Genomic DNA, 19,558 nt, shown 5'->3' on the forward strand with positions numbered 1-19,558 from the left:
ACGACGCCCACTCCGCCCGCACCAGCGACCGCATCATCTGGCTCGACCACGGCCGCATCACCGAAACCGGCCGCCCCGAAGACCTCCTCCGGGACCCCGACTCCCGATTCGCCCACTGGATCGAGGAGCAGACACCGGACAATGCCGAGGCCGAACTCAAGCAGGTGGCGCCGTGAACTCCGCCGCTTCAGCGTTCCGCAACCCTGACCGGGCCCTGGCCAGCCGGGATGCTGCACTGCCCGGCCTCCCCTGGCTGCTGGACGATGCCCGCCTGTCCGAACTCCTCGCCGAAACCGTCCGCGTCACCCGCGTCCGCTACAAGCCGGGCACCTCCGTCCTGGCGGCGTTCCGCAGGATCCGCAACGGGAGTTTTGATTACGGCTGGGCCTATACGATGGCCGCCCCGCCCGCCAAACTGCTGCGGCGCGAAAGCATTTCACGGTCCCGCGGCGGTAACATTCGCATCCTCAGACCTGATTCCTTGCACCCGGAGACGCTGGTGGGGGTGGGCGATGTGGAGGACGACTGGGCCCTGCGCAAGAATCTCGTCTGGTTGCGCGAGCACGGAGCCGGACGGCTGGGGCTTCACCCCGGCGCGGCCGCCGGCCTGCTCAGCGGCAGCAACGTGCTGCGCTACAAACCCGAGCGGCGCCTGGTCCTCTTCGCGCACGACGCCAGCACCGCCGTCGTGATCAAAGCCGCCGCCAAGCCTGCGGGCAAGGGGCAGCAAGCCCAGTTCCTGAACCGGCTCGAGCGCCACGGGGTGCCGTTCCTCCCCGAGCTGGGGGACTCGGAATGTCTGGAACATGGCATCAGCGCCAGCGTTGCCTGGGGCGGCGGTGACCTCGCAGGGCTCGACGATGATTCCGGCGCCTTTACTGCCGGGGAAGCCCTGGCCAGGCTGCACGGGGTTCCATCGTCGGGCTTGCAGGCGGCGGGCATCACCGCGCAGCTGCAGGCCACGCGCAGCATGGTTTCCTCCCTGCTGCCTGCGCTGGAGGAACCGGCCAGGCGCATCGAGGCTGAACTGGGCGGGATCCTCATGGACAGCACAGAGTCCTGCCGGGTCCTGGTGCACGGCGACTTCTCGCCCGACCAAGTACTGGTGGGAGGGTCGGAGGTCCGTCTTATCGACTTCGACCGGGCACATGCCGGGACAGCCGAGGCCGATCTGGGCTCATTCGCCGCAGCGGAAGAGACGGCGCTGCCCGCGTACGGAGGAAAAGCACCGGCCGGGGGGCCAAAGGCGGCACGGCTCACCGAAGGCTATCGCCAGGCCGGCGGACGGTTGACGCAACACGGAGTGGATGCCTGGGCAGCCTTCCGGCTCTTCAACAGCAGTGTTGACTCCTTCCGTGACAGGTCCCGGGAATGGGCCGAGGACATGTCCTGGCATCTGCGGCGGGCAAGGGAGCTGATCCCATGACCTGGCATCCGCCCGTCCCCCGCCGGGTGACCGACCCTGCAGGAAAAGAGTGGCTTGTGAGCCGTTCGTGGCCCGGCGTCTCGGCAGGCCGGTATGTCCTGGAGGTGCAGTCACCCGGCCATCTCGGAGTGCTGGGCGGGTTCTTCCGCGAAGGCCGGTTTGTCCCGGTGGACGCGGACGACTCCAAGCTGCCCGCACTGGCCCACGAGTCACCCAAGGGCGAAACGGTGGTCCACCGCGCCCACAAGCGGGCAGTCCTCCACGCAGGCGACACGTACATCAAAGTGTTCCGGCCAGAACAGGCGCCTGCAGCGGCCACCAACCACGCGCTGGCCACCGCGCCCCTGGCCGGCGGGCGCTTCAGGACTCCGGTAATGACCGCGGCCAGGCCGGACGTCCTGGTTTTCAGCCGCGTGGCGGGGCGGCCGTACTATGAGCTCGGCCAGGACCGGGCCACCGTTCCGGACGACTTCTTTGCCGGCATGTGGGCTGACTGGTCACAGTCCTGGACAGAGACTGTTGCCCGCGCCAGCAGTTCCGCTTTCCGCGCCAGTGTGGAGCAGCTTCCCCTGCACGATGCCGAGGAGGAACTGGTCAAGTTGCGGCGATGGGTGGATCACTGGCTGCTCCACAGCGAAGGGATTCGCGAGGCTGAGCACGGACGCGCTGCGCTCCTGGCACAGGCGGACGCCGTTACGGCGAGTCTCTTGGCCGGGCCCCACGACTCCCTCGGGTGGGCCCACGGCGATCTGCACGACAAGCAAATACTGGGCACCGGCGACGCCGAAGCGCCGGGCCTGCTGGATTTCGATGAGGCCTGCAGGGCCGAGGCCGCCCTGGACCTGGCCAATCTCGACGTGCACCTGGAACTGCGCCGGAGGCAGAATCTCCTGAGCGGGCAGCGGTTCGCCATCGCCCATGCGAACATCGTGTCCGCGGCCCGACGCCTGCACGTCAGCCCGGAACGGTTCGAGGCGTATGCCGCCTCCGCCCGGCTCCGGCTGGCCTGCATGTACTCCTTCCGCCCGCCATGGGGATCGTGGGCGGTGAGATACCTGGCATCAATGGACCTGGTCTCGCCGGAGCTGCGCCGGTCGCCCGAATGCCGGGCGCCCCGGCGCGAACCTGCCCCAGTATTGAGCACAGAACCGAGCCTGACATGAGCAATTCCCCATGGGGAGATTACGCCGCCCCGTCCGTTCCGCCGTCGTCCGTAAGAGATCCCGCGGACCTTTCCTTGTCCGTCATCGGCACCGGGTACCTTGGCGCCACCCACGCCGTGTGCATGGCGCTGCTGGGCCACCAAGTGGTCGGAATCGACGTCGACGGCGACAAGATCAACTCCCTCGCCAGTGGGACACTGCCGTTCTACGAACCCGGACTGCAGGAACTGCTCCGCCGCATGTTGGAGTGCGGCAGGCTCAGCTTCACCACCGACTTCTCCGCCACACACGGCGCCGACATCCACTTCCTCTGCGTCGGCACGCCGCAAATGCCCGACTCACCGGCCGCCGACCTCCGCTACCTCGACGCCGCCCTCGCCCGGCTCGCACCCCACCTGGACCGGGACTGCCTCGTCACAGGCAAATCCACCGTCCCCATCGGCACCGCCGAACGGCTCACCACGTACCTGCAACTGAACGCCCCCGCGGGCGCCCGGGCCGAACTCGCCTGGAACCCCGAATTCCTCCGCGAAGGACACGCCGTCGACGACACCCTCCACCCCGACCGGCTCGTCTTCGGCGTCACCACCGAACACGCCCGGGAACTCCTCACCACCTGCTACGCACCCCTCATCACCGCCGGCACCCCCATGGTGGTCACGGACCCCGCCACCGCCGAACTGGTCAAAGCCGCCGCCAACTCCTTCCTCGCCACCAAAATCTCCTACATCAACGCCATGGCCGAAATCTGCGAAGCCACCGGCGCCGACGTCAACCACCTCGCCACCGCCCTCTCCTACGACACCCGCATCGGCGGCCGCTTCCTCACCCCCGGCCTCGGCTTCGGCGGCGGCTGCCTCCCCAAAGACATCCGCGCCTTCACACACCGCGCCAAAGAACTCGGCGTCGGACACGCCGTCGGCTTCCTCCGGGAAGTCGACGCCATCAACCAGCGCCGCCGCCAACGCACCGTGGACCTCATTACCGAAATGGCCTGCGGAGACCTCAGCGGCGTCAACGTCACCGTCCTCGGCGCCGCCTTCAAACCCGACTCCGACGACATCCGCGACGCCCCCGCCCTCGACGTCGCCCGCATGCTCCACCAAGCCGGCGCCCACGTCACCGTCTACGACCCCCAAGCCATGAACAACGCCCGCCACGCCTACCCCGACCTCACCTACGCCGACACCCTCGAGACCGCCGTCACCGGCGCCGAAATCGTCGCACTCCTCACCGAATGGGACCTCTTCCGCCGCGCCGACCCCACCGCCCTCGGCGCACTCGTGCACCGACGCAACATCGTCGACGGCCGCCACGCACTCAACGCCGGCGCCTACCGCGCCGCCGGCTGGGACTACCGCGCCCTCGGCACCCCCAACAAACTTTCGGCGCAGATTCCGCGGGGGCAGGGGTCACCCGCTGCAGCAGGGCATGTGGCTGAGCGCGTGTAGCGGCGCCGTCAGAGTGCGGGGTCCGGTGCGCCTGCTGATTTGTTGCGGGTTTCCATCAGGTGATGCTGGAGTTTCGCTTCCGCTTCCCGGCGCCGCTTGGCCTGCTCGCGCATCCGCCGTGTTGCTTCGGAGCCTTCGGAGTGGATCAGTCCGGCCGTTCGATTGCGGGGAGCGCCACCGTCGGAGGGTGCCGCCGCCATAAGTTCGTCGCTCATGCCCCATGGTCACACGGGCGTTATCCTGCGGGAAGAGCCGTGACCGGATCGAAACCTGGTGGCAGTCATAAGGGCCGGCGGCGTTTTGGGAAGGCGCCCCGGGCTCGTAAGGATCGCTCTCCGGGGCTCTTGCCGTCGGCCCCACCTTTATTCTACGAGCCCGGGGCCCCGTCACACAGGGGAATTTCCGGCAAATCTGCACCACTTTGGCCCGGCGCAGCATGGGCCATGAACGGAATACCGCGGGTGCGGGACTTTCATTTCGGAAAATTCCGACATATTCTGCAAGCATGCTCCCCGATATCTTCGGCGCGCTGGCCAACCCGGCACGGCGCACCATCCTCGACGAGTTGCTGAACGGGCCGCGGACAGCAGGCGACCTCACCGGCCTGCTTAAGCAGAGCCGCTCTGCCGCGTCGGAACACCTCGCCGTCCTCCGTGCGGCCGGGCTCGTCCGGGAGGAGCGGCGCGGAAGGCACCGGGTGTATCACCTTGAGGCCGCCGGCTTGTCCGAGGTGGACGGATGGCTGGAGCACTACAAGCACTACTGGAACCGGCGCCTCGACGCGCTGGGGAACCTACTGGACGAGGAGAACCCATCATGACCGACAACACGATCCGCCTCACGCGCCACTTCCCGCACCCACCCGAGGCAGTCTGGAAGGCACTCACCACGCCCGACCTGCTCGCGCGCTGGTGGGCGCGGGGCGACATCGCCCCGACCGTTGGGCACCGCTTCACCCTGGACATGGGAGCCTGGGGCACCCAGCAGTGCGAAATCCTGAGCGTCGACCCCGGCACCTCGATCAGCTTCCTGTTCGCCGAAGGCGCCCTGGACACCACCATCACGTGGACGCTTGAAACCGTCGAGGACGGAACGGTGCTGCACCTCGAGCACGCCGGATTTAACCTCGACACCCCGATGGGCCAGCAGGCCTTCCAGGGCATGGGTAATGGCTGGCCCGGCGTACTGTCGCGGATCGACAGCGTCCTCGTCGACGCAGCGCGCCCATAAAGCCGCAGCGCCTAAACACCGCCCGCAACAGGAAGGGCCGGCATCCGATGATGCCGGCCCTTCCTGCGTTTCCGGCCTTCCTCACCACTCCTCTTGACTCCTCCGCCATCTCTTCCCTACACTTTTCATAAAGCAGAATCTAAATTCCACAAAGCGGAAACGGTAGAACAACCGAGAAGCAGGGAAGATAGATCAAAGCCCCTCCCCGGAAGGACCTACGATGACGTACACAGTGAACTGCTCCATCCTGCTGACGGAGCTGCCCCTGCTCGAGCGCCCCGCAGCCGCGAAGGCGGCAGGTTTTGACGCCGTCGAGTTCTGGTGGCCGTTTGAGAGCTCAGTCCCTTCCGACGCCGAGACCACGGCTTTCGAGCGCGCCATCACCGATGCCGGCGTGCAGCTCTCCGGCCTGAACTTCAACGCCGGCAACATGCCCGGCGGTGACCGCGGCCTGGTCTCCTGGGTGGGCCGTGAAGATGAGTTCAAGGACAACATCGACGTCGTCACCGGCATCGGCGAGCGCCTCGGCTGCACCGCTTTCAACGCCCTCTACGGCAACCGCACCGACCGCGAATCGGCCGAGAAGCAGGACGCCATCGGCGCCGAGAACCTGGCCGCCGCTGCGGAAGGCGTGGCCCGGATCGGCGGCACCGTCCTCCTCGAACCCGTCAGTGGGGCCCCGCGCTACCCGCTCCTCAAGGCCCAGGATGCACTCGACGTGATCGCCCGGGTCAAGGCGGAGTCCGGCGCGCAGAACATCAAGCTGCTCGCGGACTTCTACCATCTGGCCGTCAACGGGGACGACGTCGCCGCGGTAATCGAAAACCACGCCAAGGACTTCGGCCACATCCAGATTGCCGACAACCCCGGCCGCGGGGCTCCCGGAACCGGCGAGCTTCCCCTCGGCGAATGGATCGCCCGCAGCCGCGAACTCGGCTACGAGGGCTACATCGGCCTCGAATACAAGGAACCGCGGGAATCGGCCTTCAAGTGGGCCATCCGCGAACACGCCTCCCGGTAACCGGGTTTCGACAGGCTCAACCACCGAAACCACCAGAACCATCACAGACTTCAGAAAGAGAACCATCATGAGCAACGTTGCAGTCATCGGACTCGGAATCATGGGCCTGCCCATGGCCATCAACCTCGTCAAGGTTGGCCACACTGTCACCGGCTTCAACCGCAGCCAGGACAAGATCGACAAGCTCGTCTCCGAAGGCGGCAAGGGTGCCACCAGCATCGCCGACGCCGTCGAGGACGCCGACGTCGTCATCACCATGGTGCCGGACTCCCCCGATGTTGAGGGCGTCGTCAGCGGCCCCGAGGGCGTCTTCGCCAACGCGAGGAAGGGCACCCTCTGGATCGACGCGTCCAGCATCCGTCCCGACGTCGCCAAGCGCCTCTCGGACGAAGCAACCTCAGCCGGCATCCGCCCCCTCGACGCCCCGGTCTCCGGCGGCGAACAGGGCGCCATCGACGCCGTCCTGTCCATCATGGTCGGCGGCGAAACGGCAGACTTCGAGGCAGCACAGGATGTCCTGAACGCCGTCGGCAAGACCATCGTCCACGTCGGCCCCTCCGGCTCCGGCCAGACCGTCAAGGCTGCCAACCAGCTGATTGTCGCCGTCAACATCGAGGTCCTCGGTGAGGCCATCGCCTTCCTCGAGGCCTATGGCGTGGACACCGACGCCGCCCTCAAGGTCCTCGGCGGCGGACTGGCCGGCTCCAAGGTCTTGGACCAGAAGGGCCAGAAGATGCTGGACCGCAACTTCGACCCCGGCTTCCGCCTGGCCCTGCACCACAAGGACCTGGGCATCGTCACCTCCGCAGCCCGCGAGGCCAACGTCTCCATCCCGCTCGGCGCCGTCGTCGCCCAGCTCGTCGCCGCCACCGTCAACCAGGGCGACGGCGGACTGGACCACTCGGGACTCTTCAAGCAGGTCCTCCAGCTCAGCGGCCGGAAGTAACCACCGCTGATCGAGCTTGTCGAGATCCAGGTTTCGACAAGCTCAACCAGCGGTTCGGTTTCGACAAGTTCAACCACCACACTTTCAGGACCCCGACCAAGCCTTCCTTCAGCACACCCAAAAACAGACTTTCAAGGAGCACACCATGACCAAGATGCGCACCGTAGACGCTGCCATCGCCATCCTGGAAAAGGAGGGCGCCACCGAGGCGTTCGGCCTGCCGGGTGCGGCGATCAACCCGTTCTACTCCGCCATGCGGGCCCACGGCGGCATCCGCCACACCCTGGCCCGCCACGTTGAAGGCGCCAGCCACATGGCCGACGGCTACTCCCGCGCAGCAGACGGCAACATCGGCATCTGCATCGGCACCTCCGGCCCCGCCGGCACCGACATGATCACCGGCCTGTACGCCGCCTGGGCCGACTCCATTCCCATGCTCTGCATCACGGGCCAGGCCCCCGTTGCCAAGCTGCACAAGGAAGACTTCCAGGCTGTGGACATCGAGTCCATCGCCAAGCCCGTCACCAAGATGGCCATGACCATCCTGGAACCCGGCCAGGTTCCCGGCGCGTTCCAGAAGGCCTTCCAGCTGATGCGTTCCGGCCGCCCGGGACCGGTCCTGCTGGACCTGCCGATCGATGTTCAGATGGCCGAGATCGAATTCGACATCGACACCTACGAGCCGCTGCCCGTTGAAAAGCCCAAGGCCTCCCGCAAGCAGCTGGAGAAGGCCCTGGACATGCTGACGGCCGGCGAGCGCCCGCTGATCGTGGCCGGCGGCGGCATCATCAACGCCGGTGCGTCCGCGCAGCTGGTGGAACTGGCCGAGCTGCTGAACGTTCCCGTGATCCCCACCCTGATGGGCTGGGGCGCCATCCCCGACGACCACGAGCTGATGGCCGGCATGGTGGGCCTGCAGACCAGCCACCGCTACGGCAACGAGAACTTCCTGCGCAGTGACTTCGTGATCGGCATCGGCAACCGCTGGGCCAACCGCCACACCGGCGGGCTGGACACCTACACGGCGGGCCGCAAGTTCGTGCACATCGACATCGAGCCCACCCAGATCGGCCGCGTGTTCTCGCCGGACTTCGGCATCGCCTCCGACGCCGGCGCCGCCCTGGACGGCTTGCTGGAAATCGCCCGCGAACGCCAGGCCGCCGGGACCCTGCCCGACTACAAGGGATGGGTTGCCGAGTGCGCCGAGCGCAAGGCCACCCTGCACCGCAAGACCCACTTCGACAACGTGCCGATCAAGCCGCAGCGCGTGTACGAGGAGATGAACAAGGCCTTCGGCAAGGACACCACCTACGTGTCCACCATCGGCCTGTCCCAGATCGCCGGCGCACAGATGCTGCACGTGTTCGGCGCCCGCAAGTGGATCAACGCCGGCCAGGCAGGACCGCTGGGCTGGACCGCCCCGGCCGCCCTCGGCGTGGTGCGCGGCAAGCCGGGCGAGACCGTGGTGGCGCTGTCCGGCGACTACGACTTCCAGTTCATGATCGAGGAACTGGCCGTGGGCGCGCAGTTCAACCTGCCCTACATCCACGTGGTGGTGAACAACTCCTACCTGGGCCTGATCCGCCAGTCCCAGCGCGGGTTCAACATGGATTACCACGTGTCCCTGGGCTTCGACAACATCAACTCTCCCGAAACCCTGGGCTACGGCGTGGACCACATCAAGGTGGTTGAGGGCCTGGGTTGCAAGGCCATCCGCGTGGAGAACCCGGCGGACATGCCGGCCGCTTTCGACAAGGCCAAGGCGCTCATGGGCGAGTTCCAGGTTCCCGTGGTGGTAGAAGTGATCCTGGAAAAGGTCACGAACATCTCCATGGGCCTCGAGATCAACGCCGTGAACGAGTTCGAGGAACTGGCCGCCACCGCCGCCGACGCCCCCACCGCCATCCTGGCCCTGCAGGACTAACACCCTGCGGGACTGGCACCCGCCGGGACAACACAGCCCGGCGGGACTGGCACGCCCAGCGGGACTGGCACCCGCCGGGACAACACAGCCCGGCGGGACTGGCACGCCCAGCGGGACAAAACCGCCCCGAAAAGTACCGAAGATAGGCAAGCAATGCGCATCGTGATCGCGCCGGACAAGTTCAAGGGCTCACTCTCCGCCCCGGACGTGGCCCGGCACCTTGAAGAAGGGCTCCGGAAGGGCTCCGCCACAGCGGCCGGCCCCGGCGCTCTTGAGGGACAGGGCTCCCTTGAGGTACTGCGGATTCCCGTGGCCGACGGCGGCGAAGGCACCCTTGACGCCGCCGTCGGCTCCGGCTTCACCCGCCGCCGCGCCGTGGTCAGCGGCCCCACCGGGCAGCCGCTGACGGCGGAGTTCGCGGTCCGCGGCCGGGAAGCGGTGATCGAAATGGCCGCGGCTTCCGGCCTCGCTGTCCTTCCCGGGTACGACGGCGGGCGGCCGGGTTCCGCTTCTGCCCGCACCGCCAGCAGCCTGGGCACCGGGGAACTGATCCGCGCGGCGCTCGACGCCGGCTGCCGGCAGATCATCCTGGGCGTCGGCGGCAGCGCCAACACCGACGGCGGCGCGGGCGTGCTGCAGGGACTCGGCGCCCGGCTGCTCGACGCCGCCGGCAACGAACTGCCCCTCGGCGGCGCGGCCCTCGCTGACCTGGCGGCCATCGACTTCTCCGGATTCGACACCCGGCTGGAGGAATCCCGGTTCGTCCTGGCGAGCGACGTGGACAACCCGCTGCTCGGCCCGGAGGGCGCGGCGGCCATCTTCGGACCGCAGAAGGGCGCCACCGCTGCAGACGTCGGCGAACTGGACGACGCCCTGGCCAACTTTGTCCAGGTCCTCGCCACGGAGATCGGGCCGCGCGCAGTGAAAGCCGCCAACGCGCCGGGCGCCGGCGCGGCAGGCGGCGTCGGCTACGCCGCCATCGCGGCACTGGCGGCATCACGCCGCCCGGGCATCGACGTCGTGCTCGAATTCACCCGCCTGGCAGAACGGCTGGCCGGCGCGGACCTGGTAATCACCGGCGAAGGCAGCCTGGACGAACAGAGCCTGCTGGGCAAGACGCCCATGGGCGTTGCCCGCGCGGCCGCCGAAGCCGGAGTCCCGGTCCTGGCCGTCTGCGGCCGCACCACCCTGAATGACGCGCAGATCAGCCGGTCAGGTTTCCGGCAGGTCTACCCCCTGACGGCGCTGGAAAGCAATGTAGAGATATGTATAGCTGAAGCAGGCCGACTGCTTGAAGAATTGGGTCAGCACATCGGCGTGCACCTGACCGACAGTGCTTACACGAAGGAGCCCCTGAATGTCTGAAGAACGCTTTGACCTGGTCATCCGGGGCCGGCGCATCCTGACCACCGCCGGGATCGCCGCCCGTGAAGTGGGCGTGCGCGGCGGAAAGATCGTCGCCCTCGAGCCGCTCGGCAACGGCCTCGCCGGCGCCGAGGTCATCGAGCTCGCCGACGACGAGACCCTGATCCCCGGCCTGGTGGACACCCACGTCCACGTCAACGAGCCCGGCCGCACCGAGTGGGAGGGCTTCGCCTCCGCCACCCGCGCCGCAGCCGCCGGCGGCGTGACCACCATCATCGACATGCCGTTGAACTCCATTCCGCCCACCACCAACGTGGAGGGCCTCAAGCTCAAGCGCGAGGTGGCCGAGGACCAGGCCTTCGTGGACGTCGGATTCTGGGGCGGCGCCATCCCCGGCAACAATGCCGACCTCCGCCCCCTCCACGACGAGGGCGTCTTCGGCTTCAAGTGCTTCCTGTTGCATTCCGGCGTGGACGAGTTCCCGCACCTGGACGCGGACGAGATGGAGGAGGACATGCGCGAGCTGAAGTCCTTCGACTCGCTCATGATCGTCCACGCCGAGGACTCGCACGCCATCGACCACGCACCCCACCCCGGCGGCGCCCACTACTCCACCTTCCTGGCCTCCCGCCCGCGCGGCGCCGAGAACAAGGCCATCGCCGAGGTGATCGAGCGCGCCCGGTGGACCGGCGCCCGTGCCCACATCCTGCACCTGTCCTCCTCCGACGCGCTGCCCATGATCGCTTCGGCGAAGCGCGACGGCGTGCACCTCACCGTGGAAACCTGCCCGCACTACCTCACGCTCATGGCCGAGGAAATCCCCGACGGCGCCACCGCGTACAAGTGCTGCCCGCCCATCCGCGAGGCCTCCAACCGCGAGCTCCTCTGGCAGGGCCTGCAGGACGGCACCATCGACTGCATCGTCTCCGACCACTCGCCCTCGACGCTGGACCTGAAGGACCTCGAAAACGGTGACTTCGCCGTGGCGTGGGGCGGCGTCTCCTCGCTGCAGCTGGGCCTGTCCCTCATCTGGACCGAGGCCCGTCACCGCGGCATCCCGCTGGAGCAGGTGGTGTCGTGGATGGCCGAGAAGCCGGCCGCACTGGCCCGCCTCTCCAACAAGGGCCAGCTTGCCCTGGGTTACGACGCCGACTTCTCCGTCTTCGCCCAGGACGAGGCCTTCGTGGTGGACGTGTCCAAGCTCAAGCACAAGAACCCCATCACCCCGTACGACGGCAAGGCACTCTCCGGCGTGGTGCGCCGCACCTACCTGCGCGGCAGCGTGGTGGACGGACAGACCCCCGGCGGCAAGCTGATCCGCCGCGGCGGCATCTGAGGACCGCGCGGTGGCTGTGCATGCCCATTCACCGCGCGGCACTTCGGCCCCCTGGGGCGCCAAGGCCCACGGTCCCGCCAACGCCCCCAGACCTGCCATCGCCCCTGGGAGTGCAAAGGCCCACGGGCTGGCTGTCTGGGTGGCTCCCCCCGAAGGCCAGGACATCGATCCGGAGGTCCTGGCCCGGGCCGCCGAGCTGGTGCTGGCGCGGGCCCTTCAATTTGCTCCGGAGGCGGAAGTCCACTGGCCCGCCGCCGGAGCTGCAACTTCCGCCGCCGGGTCGCACCCGGGCACGCCCCCAGGGGAGGGGGAACCCCACGGTGCGCCCGGCGGCGGAACTCCCCTGCCGCCGTCGGCCGCCCCGGCGGACTCCCCGCAACCGGACTCTGCGCAACAGGAACCAGCGGAACCCGAGTCCACGGAAACGGACGACGGCGGCACACCCCACCTCCCGCCGTCGGCCGGGCACGTCAGCCGGGTGGCCGTGGACCTGGCCCAGTCCGAAGTGCTGCTGGACGGCGAGCGGGTGCCGCTGACCGGCGTCGAATTCAAACTGCTGCGCTACCTCGTGGAGCACTGCTCACGGACCGTTGACCGGGAGGAGCTGCGGCTGTTCCTTGAGTCGTTCGACAGCCCCGGCGCCGCGACCCGTTCCATCGACGTCTACGTGGGGCGGGTGCGGCGAAAGCTGCGCGGCGGCCGGCACGCGATCGCCACGGTCCGCGGCGGCGGCTACCGCTTCATCTGCGGACCAGCAGCAACCGTGCGCGGTCCCGCGGAATACAGTATCTAGGGCTGCTGTTATCCATTTCAGTCCTATCAGTCATTGTGCTTGACCAGATTTTTCGCTCGACCCAGATCCATCAGAAGGAATGCCATGAGCCCCAAACTGACCACCAAGCTCCAGCCCGGAACCCAGGCGCCGGACTTCACCCTGCTGGACGCAGAAGGCAAGCAGACAGCGCTGGCCGACTACCGCGGCAAGAACGTCATCGTGTACTTCTACCCCGAGGCGGCCACCCCCGGCTGCACCACCGAGGCCTGCGACTTCCGCGACAACCTTGCCTCCTTCCAGGGCTCGGGCTACGCAGTGCTGGGCATCTCCCCCGATGCGCCGGAGAAGCTGGCCAACTTCACGGGCGACTTCGGGCTCACCTTCCCGCTGCTGGCTGACGAGGACCACTCCGTCGCCCTGGCGTACGGTGCCTGGGGCGAAAAGCTTATCGACGGCGAGGTGCACGAGGGCATCGTCCGGTCCACCGTCGTGCTGGATCCCGAGGGCAAGGTCACGCTGGCCCAGTACCAGGTCAAGGCCCAGGGCCACGTCCAGGCGCTCCGCGAACAGCTCGGCGTCTAACCCGGACGCTCTCTCACCTTTCGCTGCTTAACCACAAACGCTCCTGCAAGAACTGCAGGAGCGTTTCGGCTTAAGCGGCAGGAAGTGAGAGAGCGTCCCTACTTCAGGACCACAATCACTTCAGGACGACGGTCCGGTTGCCGTTCAGGATGATCCGGCCTTCACAGTGCCAGCGGACGGCGTTGCTGAGCGCTTTGCACTCGGTGTCCCGGCCGGCGGCGACCAGGTCCTCGGGGCCGAAGGTGTGGTCCACCTCGACTACCTGCTGGGCGATGATCGGCCCCTCGTCGAGTTCCGCGTTCACGTAGTGCGCCGTGGCACCAACCGTCTTCACGCCGCGGGCGTAGGCCTGGTGGTACGGCTTGGCACCCTTGAACGACGGCAGGAACGAGTGGTGGATGTTGATCGCCTTGCCGTCCAGCTTCCGCGCCAGGTCGTCGCTGAGGACCTGCATGTAGCGGGCCAGCACCACCAGCTCGACGTCGAGCTCGTCCACGATTTCCAGCAGCCGGGCTTCCGCCTGCGGCTTGGTGGCCGCGGTGACCGGGATATGGAAGAACGGGATGCCGTGCCAGTCCACGAGGGCCTGGTGGTCGGTGTGGTTTGAAACCACGCCCACAACCTCAATGGGGAGCTCCCCCACCCGGGCCCTGAAGAGCAGGTCGTTCAGGCAGTGGCCGAACTTCGAGACCATGATCAGGACCTTGCGGCGGGACCCGTTCCGTTCCAGCCGCCACTTCATGTTGTACTTCTCGGCCACCGGGGTGAACCCGGCACGCAGCTGCTCCAGCGTGGAGTCATTGCCGTCGGACGCGAAGTGCACGCGCATGAAGAAGTGCCCCTCGGAACGGTCGCCGAATTGCTTGTTGTCGATGATGTCGCAGCCGTACTCCAGCAGGAAGCCGGAGACGGCGTGCACGATGCCCGGGCCTTCGGGGCAGTCCAGGGTCAGGACGTGCTCGACGCCGCTGTTTGTCTGCCCGGAGGCGCGGTCTTCAGTCTGAATAGCAGTCATTGTTCAGCACTCAATTACATTCACAGCGAGGCCTCCTCGAGAGGTTTCCTTGTACTTGGTTTTCATGTCGGCGCCGGTCTCGCGCATGGTCTTGATGGCCTTGTCCAGCGATACCTTGTGGCTGCCATCCCCGTGCAGGGCGAGGCGCGCCGCGTTGATGGCCTTGACGCTGGCGATCGCGTTGCGCTCGATGCACGGGATCTGCACCAGGCCGCCCACGGGGTCGCAGGTCAGCCCGAGGTTGTGTTCGATTCCCACCTCGGCGGCGTTCTCCACCTGTTCGGGGGTACCCCCCAGGACCTCGCAGAGCCCGGCCGCGGCCATGGAGCAGGCCGAGCCGACCTCGCCCTGGCAGCCCACCTCCGCACCGGAGATGGAGGCGTTGATCTTGAACAAAATCCCGACGGCGGCCGCCGCGAGCAGGAAGCGCACCACACCGTCGTCGTCGGCTCCGGGAACAAACTTCACGTAGTAATGCAGCACGGCCGGGACGATGCCGGCCGCCCCGTTGGTAGGGGCGGTGACGATGCGGCCGCCGGCCGCGTTCTCCTCATTGACGGCCAGCGCGAAGAGGTTCACCCATTCCATCGCCCGGAGCGGATCCGTGACGCCGGTGTCCGCCGTCAGGGTCCGGAAGAGCTGCGGCGCCCGCCGCCTTACCTTCAGCCCGCCGGGCAGGATGCCTTCCGCGGCGCAGCCGTTGTCCACGCATTCGCGCATGACTGCCCACAGCTTCAGCAGTTCCTCGCGGAGCTCCGCTTCGCTGCGCCACACCAGCTCGTTGGCGAGCATCACGTCGGAGATCGACATGTTTTCGCGGCGGCAGATCTCCAGGAGTTCGTTGGCCGTGGTGAACGGGTACGGCAGCGGGGTTTCGTCCGCCACCACCTTGGCGCCGGCCTCGGCATCTCCGTCCACCACGAAGCCGCCGCCGATTGAGTAGAAGCTCCGCTCGCTCAGCACCGTCCCGGCGTGATCGAGGGCGCGGAACGTCATCCCGTTGGGGTGGGCCGGCAGCGACTTGCGCCGGTGCAGCACCACGTCCTCGTCCCAGTTGAAGTCCACCCGGTGGTCCCCGCCGATGCGGAGTTCGGCGTCCAGGGCGGCGGCTGCCACCTGGTCGTCAGCGGTGGAGGTGTCAACGGTCTCCGGTTCCAGCCCCTGCAGACCCAGCACCACGGCCTTGTCGGAGCCGTGGCCCCGGCCGGTGGCACCAAGGGACCCGAAGAGCTCCGCCTGGACCCGGGCGGTGGCGCTGAGCAGCCCGCCGCCCTTGAGCCCGTCGGCGAACTGCTTTGCCGCCCGCATCGGGCCGACCGTGTGTGACGACGACGGCCCGATGCCAACGGAAAACAGATCCAGGGCGCTGAGCGCCATCAGGGTACCTCGGGGGAAGCGAACTCCCTCATGGCGTCCAGGAGCCAGCGGCCGAGGTAGTCCGCGAACGAGGCGCGGGGGAACAGCCGGAAGCTCTCCTCCCCGGTCTTGAACAGGACCACCGGGATGTTGCCCACCTCGGTGTTCAGGGCGGTGCCCGGCTTGAGGACGCGCGGGTGGAGGTCCAGGGCGCAGCCCTTCTCCAGCACCGCCCGGGCCCGCGGGCCGGTGAGCTCGAACGTGGTGCGGTTGGCGGACAGGTCCACCACCTGGCCCGGGGCGTCGCCCAGGGCGGCCGTGAGGGAGCCGATCAGGTCCCCGCCCAGGGAGTCGTGGGCGTCTTCCGGGGCCACCACCAGGAACTCCTGCGGACCGAGCCACAGGACGCTGACCCGTTCCGTGCCGCGGACCTCGCCGCAGCGCTCCGGCAGGCCGCCGGTGACGGAGGCAATCCGGGCGCCGGCCTCGGAGCTGCGGTCCACCCGGACGCCGGCCATGGTCTGGAACGTTCCCTCCTTGAGGGCGACTGTTCCCTGCACGGACCCGGAGTCGAATGCTTCGGCCAGGTGGGAGGCTGGGCTGCGGCGGATTTCCCGGAGTCCATTGATGCCTGTGAAGGCTGCGGTGTTAGCCATCTTTACGGGTCCCTTCGGGGTCAAACAGTACGGTTTCGGCCACGACTACGTCGACGAGCTGGTTGCCGGCGGCGGCCACCAGGGTCTCGCCGATCCGGTTGCGGCCGTTCTTGATCAGGGCGAGGCCAAACGAGCGGCCCAGCGCGGCGCTGTGGTAGCTGGAGGTCACGAAGCCCTGCATCGGGACGGGGCCGTAGGCGGGGTTCGCCGGGATGCCCTTCTCCACCAGCTGAGTTCCTTCCGGAAGCCTCAGCGAGCCGTCCACCGGCAGGACGCTGACCAGGTGCTTCCGGTCATCGCGCTGTGCGTCCAGCCGTGAGTAGGAGCGCTTGCCGATGAAGTCCTTGGCCTTGGAGACGATCCATTCCATGCCGGCATCCTGCGGAGTGACCGTGCCGTCGGTGTCCTGCCCGACGATCGGGTAGCCCTTCTCGGCGCGCAGCACGTGCATGGTTTCGGTGCCGTAGGGGGTGATGTTGAACTCGGCACCGGCCGCGGCCACCGATTCCCAGGTGTTCAGCCCGTACCAGGACGGCACGTTGATTTCGTAGGCCAGTTCACCGGAGAACGAGATCCGGCAGATGCGGGCCTTCACGCCGGACGCGAGGGTGGTTTCGCGGAAGGTCATGAACGGGAACGCCTCGGCGGACAGACCGCCGTTGGCGGCCAGTTCCGGGGCGACCTTGGCGATGACGTCGCGGGACTTGGGTCCGACGACGGCGATCGTGCTCCACTGTTCGGTCACCGAGGTGCAGTGCACGTCGAGTTCGGGCCATTCGGTCTGCAGCCATTCCTCCAGCCAGTCCAGCACCTTGGCGGCACCGCCGGTGGTGGTAGTCATGAAGTAGGTTTCCTCGTCCAGGCGCAGGGTCACGCCGTCATCGAAGATCATGCCGTCCGACAGGCACATGACGCCGTAGCGGGCGGAACCCGGGGCGAGCTTCTTGAAAGCGTTGGTGTAGATCCGGTTCAGGAACTCACCGGCGTCCTTGCCGCGGATTTCGATCTTGCCGAGGGTGGTGGCATCCATGAAGCCCACGGAGTCGCGGACGGCGGCGCACTCGCGGAGCACAGCCTCGTCCATGTCCTCGCCGTTCTGCGGGTAGTACCACGGCCGCTTCCACTGTCCGACGTCCTCGAACAGGGCGCCCTGGGCAACGTGCCACGGGTGGATCGAGGTGACGCGGGCGGGATCGAACAGCTCGCCGCGCTGGCGTCCGGCCAGTGCCGCGAAGGCCACCGGGGTGAACGGTGCGCGGTAGGTGGTGGTGCCGATGTCGCCGATGCCCCGGGACGCCTCGCCGGCCTGGCGGAGAGCCGCCGCGATGACGCCGATGGCGTTCACGCCGGACGTCTTGCCCTGGTCGTTGGCGGTGCTGATGGAGGTGTAGCGCTTGACGTGCTCAACGGACCGCATGCCGGCGCCGGTGGAGCGCAGGACGTCGGCCACGGACTGGTCACGCTGGAAGTCGACGAAGTGGTGGTGCCAGTCGTCGGGGGTTCCGGTCTGGCCGGGGACCAGCCACAGCTGGCGGGTCGGTGCGGACGCCTTCGGCTCCGCCAGGGCGGAGGGCTCGACGGCGGACTCGAAGCCCGCGGCGATCGCGGCCGACGCTCCGGCCGAAATGCCCTCGGCCAGGCAGTCCGCGAGGTCGAAGCTGCCGCGGCCGGAGCCGATGGTCTGCTGGTTCGGAACCACGGTTGCCGGCACGAAGGCCGCGAGGTCCTCATCCCAGCGCAGCTTGCCCTGGCGCTGCGAGTGCAGGTGCACCAGCGGGCTCCAGCCGCCGGACACTGCCAGCAAGTCGGCGGCGATCTCTTCGACGCCCGAGGTGAGTTCGCCGTCGTCGTTGATGCTGCGGACGGTGACGCTGTTCAGCCGGCCGTCTGCAGCTGCAGCCGTGTTGGCCACGGCGCTGCCGATGAGCACCCGGGTGCCGGCTTCGACGGCGGCGGCAGCCACCGGCGTGAGGGCGGGACGGGCGTCGACGACTGCAGCGAGCTTGATGCCGGCGGCGCGCAGGTCCGCGGCCAGTGCGTAGGCGCTGTCGTTGGTGGTACTGATGACCACGCGGGACCCGGCGGCCACGGCGTAGCGGTTCAGGTAGCTGCGGACAGCCGAGGCGAGCATGATGCCCGGGCGGTCGTTGTTCTCGAACACCAGCGGACGCTCGTGTGCGCCGGGGGCCAGGACCACCTGGCTGGCACGGATGTGCCAGATGCGCTGGCGGGAAACGCCGGCGGCGGCGGGGCTGGAGAGGTGGTCGGTGCGGTTCTGGACCGCGATGACGTAGTTGGCGTCGTAGGCGCCGAAGGCCGTGGTGCGGTTCAGCACGGTGCTTTCGGCGCCGGAGACGATCTCGGCCTCGACGTCGGCAACCCATTCCAGGGCGGGCTTGCCCTCGATGGTTTCCGCCAGGTCGGACGCCGTGGATCCGGACAGCAGGGATCCGCCGAGTTCGGGCTGGTCGTCCATCAGGATGACACGGGCGCCGCTGCGGACAGCTTCGCGGGCCGCGGCCAGGCCTGCGGGGCCACCGCCGATCACCAGGACGTCGGTGTGGACGTACTTCTTGTCGTACTCGGCGCGGTCATCGGCCGGGTCCAGCTTGCCCAGGCCGTTCAGGAAGCCGGCCTTCAGGCCGTCCACCAGCGAAACGGTGGTGGCGGGCAGCATGGACTCGGCAACGTCACCCGGGAACCGGGCTTCGATCCGGACCAGGGCGTTGGGCTCCTCCACGCCGGCGGCCAGGATGCCGCGGGCACGGTCCTCGTACAGCGAGTTGCCGGCGGCGATGCGGCCGTTGGCCAGCAACGCGGAGGCCAGGGTGTCGCCCGGGTGTCCGGTGAATTCCTCGCCGTCCACGGTGAAGCGCCAGGAGATGCTGCGGTCGATGCGGCCGCCGGTGCTGAGGCGCGCGTTCTGGGAGGTCACTTGGTCGCTCCTTCCGGGGCGGTGCTGGGGCTGAGCGGGGTGGTGCTGGCGGCACCGGTGCTTGCGGTGCCGGTGTCAGCTGCGGGTGGAACGGGCGCGGCGGGCCGCGGCTCCCCCATCTGGTAGACGGCCTGGATGTCGTACGTGACCGTGTCGCGGAGCATGTTGAACCACTGCCGGCAGCCGGTGCTGTGCACCCACCGCTCGGCGAAGGTGCCCTTGGTGTTCTCGCGGTAGAACAGGTACTCGGCCCATTCCCGGTCGGTGAGGTCGTTGGGGTTCTCCGGGTAGGGCACGTGGGCCTGGCCGCCGTAGTGGAACTCGGTTTCGTCCCGCGGGCCGCAGTTGGGGCAGGAGATAAGCAGCATGTGCGTCTT

18 protein-coding genes are annotated in these 19,558 nt (G+C 68.0%); 12 read left to right on the forward strand and 6 right to left on the reverse strand.

Annotated elements, in window-relative coordinates; translation table 11 throughout:
- Positions 1-172: 172 nt before the first annotated feature.
- The 3 genes from AC5RWD_RS21060 to AC5RWD_RS21070 are packed head-to-tail and all read left to right on the forward strand — an operon-like array spanning position 173 to position 4,040.
- The gene (locus tag AC5RWD_RS21060) at positions 173-1,426 is read left to right on the forward strand and encodes a phosphotransferase family protein (protein ID WP_494021873.1); all 1,254 of its coding nucleotides are present in this window, start codon (positions 173-175) and stop codon (positions 1,424-1,426) included.
- Positions 1,423-2,589 (forward strand): aminoglycoside phosphotransferase/kinase family protein, encoded by a 1,167-nt coding sequence (locus AC5RWD_RS21065; protein ID WP_494021874.1) that lies wholly within the window; start codon positions 1,423-1,425, stop codon positions 2,587-2,589. Before AC5RWD_RS21060 ends, AC5RWD_RS21065 begins: the two co-directional genes overlap by 4 nt.
- The gene (locus AC5RWD_RS21070) at positions 2,586-4,040 is read left to right on the forward strand and encodes a UDP-glucose dehydrogenase family protein (RefSeq protein WP_494021875.1); all 1,455 of its coding nucleotides are present in this window, start codon (positions 2,586-2,588) and stop codon (positions 4,038-4,040) included. Before AC5RWD_RS21065 ends, AC5RWD_RS21070 begins: the two co-directional genes overlap by 4 nt.
- Before the next feature lie 8 nt (positions 4,041-4,048).
- Here AC5RWD_RS21070 and AC5RWD_RS21075 read toward each other — a convergent pair whose 3' ends face one another.
- Entirely contained in the window at positions 4,049-4,255 is a 207-nt protein-coding gene (locus AC5RWD_RS21075) for a hypothetical protein (protein ID WP_494021876.1), read from the reverse strand.
- Between the two features lie 290 nt (positions 4,256-4,545).
- On the opposite strand from AC5RWD_RS21075, the gene AC5RWD_RS21080 reads away from it, so the two are divergent.
- From AC5RWD_RS21080 to bcp, 9 genes are all read left to right on the forward strand, one after another.
- Complete coding sequence (locus tag AC5RWD_RS21080) at positions 4,546-4,860, forward strand: ArsR/SmtB family transcription factor (RefSeq protein WP_494021877.1); 315 nt, start codon at positions 4,546-4,548, stop codon at positions 4,858-4,860.
- Positions 4,857-5,270 carry an SRPBCC family protein gene (locus AC5RWD_RS21085; RefSeq protein ID WP_494021878.1) on the forward strand — a complete coding sequence of 138 codons (414 nt, stop codon included), beginning with the start codon at positions 4,857-4,859 and terminating at the stop codon, positions 5,268-5,270. The genes AC5RWD_RS21080 and AC5RWD_RS21085 overlap by 4 nt, the downstream gene beginning before the upstream one ends.
- A gap of 220 nt (positions 5,271-5,490) precedes the next feature.
- Complete coding sequence (locus tag AC5RWD_RS21090; RefSeq protein ID WP_494021879.1) at positions 5,491-6,291, forward strand: hydroxypyruvate isomerase family protein; 801 nt, start codon at positions 5,491-5,493, stop codon at positions 6,289-6,291.
- A gap of 67 nt (positions 6,292-6,358) precedes the next feature.
- Positions 6,359-7,237 (forward strand): 2-hydroxy-3-oxopropionate reductase, encoded by an 879-nt coding sequence (locus tag AC5RWD_RS21095; RefSeq protein ID WP_494021880.1) that lies wholly within the window; start codon positions 6,359-6,361, stop codon positions 7,235-7,237.
- A 145-nt stretch (positions 7,238-7,382) separates the two neighbouring features.
- The gene (gene gcl / locus AC5RWD_RS21100) at positions 7,383-9,161 is read left to right on the forward strand and encodes a glyoxylate carboligase (RefSeq protein ID WP_494021881.1); all 1,779 of its coding nucleotides are present in this window, start codon (positions 7,383-7,385) and stop codon (positions 9,159-9,161) included.
- Between the two features lie 153 nt (positions 9,162-9,314).
- Positions 9,315-10,526, forward strand: a complete 1,212-nt coding sequence (locus AC5RWD_RS21105) for a glycerate kinase (protein WP_494021882.1) — start codon at positions 9,315-9,317, stop codon at positions 10,524-10,526.
- Complete coding sequence (gene allB / locus AC5RWD_RS21110; protein WP_494021883.1) at positions 10,519-11,862, forward strand: allantoinase AllB; 1,344 nt, start codon at positions 10,519-10,521, stop codon at positions 11,860-11,862. The genes AC5RWD_RS21105 and allB overlap by 8 nt, the downstream gene beginning before the upstream one ends.
- Positions 11,863-11,872: 10 nt before the next feature.
- The gene (locus tag AC5RWD_RS21115; RefSeq protein WP_494021884.1) at positions 11,873-12,655 is read left to right on the forward strand and encodes a winged helix-turn-helix domain-containing protein; all 783 of its coding nucleotides are present in this window, start codon (positions 11,873-11,875) and stop codon (positions 12,653-12,655) included.
- 84 nt (positions 12,656-12,739) lie between these two features.
- The gene (bcp, locus tag AC5RWD_RS21120) at positions 12,740-13,219 is read left to right on the forward strand and encodes a thioredoxin-dependent thiol peroxidase (protein ID WP_494021885.1); all 480 of its coding nucleotides are present in this window, start codon (positions 12,740-12,742) and stop codon (positions 13,217-13,219) included.
- A 115-nt stretch (positions 13,220-13,334) separates the two neighbouring features.
- Here the strand turns inward: bcp and purU are convergent, their stop codons facing one another.
- From purU to AC5RWD_RS21145, 5 genes are read right to left on the reverse strand one after another with little or no spacing between them, the layout of a single operon-like run.
- On the reverse strand, positions 13,335-14,234 hold the full coding sequence (purU, locus tag AC5RWD_RS21125) for a formyltetrahydrofolate deformylase (RefSeq protein WP_494021886.1): 900 nt from the start codon (positions 14,232-14,234) through the stop codon (positions 13,335-13,337).
- 3 nt (positions 14,235-14,237) lie between these two features.
- Positions 14,238-15,611 carry an L-serine ammonia-lyase gene (locus AC5RWD_RS21130; protein WP_494021887.1) on the reverse strand — a complete coding sequence of 458 codons (1,374 nt, stop codon included), beginning with the start codon at positions 15,609-15,611 and terminating at the stop codon, positions 14,238-14,240.
- The gene (locus tag AC5RWD_RS21135; RefSeq protein ID WP_494021888.1) at positions 15,611-16,246 is read right to left on the reverse strand and encodes a sarcosine oxidase subunit gamma; all 636 of its coding nucleotides are present in this window, start codon (positions 16,244-16,246) and stop codon (positions 15,611-15,613) included. The genes AC5RWD_RS21130 and AC5RWD_RS21135 overlap by 1 nt, the downstream gene beginning before the upstream one ends.
- Entirely contained in the window at positions 16,239-19,181 is a 2,943-nt protein-coding gene (locus AC5RWD_RS21140) for a sarcosine oxidase subunit alpha family protein (protein ID WP_494021889.1), read from the reverse strand. Before AC5RWD_RS21140 ends, AC5RWD_RS21135 begins: the two co-directional genes overlap by 8 nt.
- Positions 19,178-19,549, reverse strand: coding sequence for a sarcosine oxidase subunit delta (locus AC5RWD_RS21145; protein ID WP_494021890.1), 372 nt, complete (start codon positions 19,547-19,549; stop codon positions 19,178-19,180). The genes AC5RWD_RS21140 and AC5RWD_RS21145 overlap by 4 nt, the downstream gene beginning before the upstream one ends.
- Between the last annotated feature and the right edge of the window lie 9 nt (positions 19,550-19,558).

The organism is Arthrobacter sp. CMU6, from assembly GCF_059090205.1.